At 52.4% G+C, this 275-nt stretch carries 1 protein-coding gene; it reads right to left on the bottom strand.

All coding sequences use genetic code 11. The annotated features are described in order from the left end of the window. Positions 1–275: EF-Tu/IF-2/RF-3 family GTPase (locus DW58_RS04250; protein ID WP_035894703.1), on the bottom strand; the 275-nt coding region annotated here is incomplete at both ends.

Genomic DNA, 275 nt, shown 5'->3' with positions numbered 1-275 from the left:
TCGCCCGCACGACCTTCGTCCAGCAGTTTGCGGAACATTTCAACGCCGGTACAGGTTGATTTCACAGTATCTTTGATACCAACGATTTCAACTTCTTCACCCACTTTGATGATGCCGCGCTCTACACGACCGGTTACTACAGTACCACGGCCGGAGATGGAGAATACGTCTTCGATCGGCAGCAGGAACGGCTTGTCAATCGCACGCTCTGGTTCCGGGATGTAAGAATCCAGGAAGCCTGCCAGTTCGATGATTTTCGCTTCCCACTCTGCTTC

This window comes from Siccibacter turicensis LMG 23730 (genome assembly GCF_000463155.2).
Classification (GTDB): Bacteria; Pseudomonadota; Gammaproteobacteria; order Enterobacterales; family Enterobacteriaceae; genus Siccibacter; species Siccibacter turicensis.
Note: the sequence above shows the minus strand (reverse complement) of the source record. Positions and strands in the feature narration are given on the sequence as shown.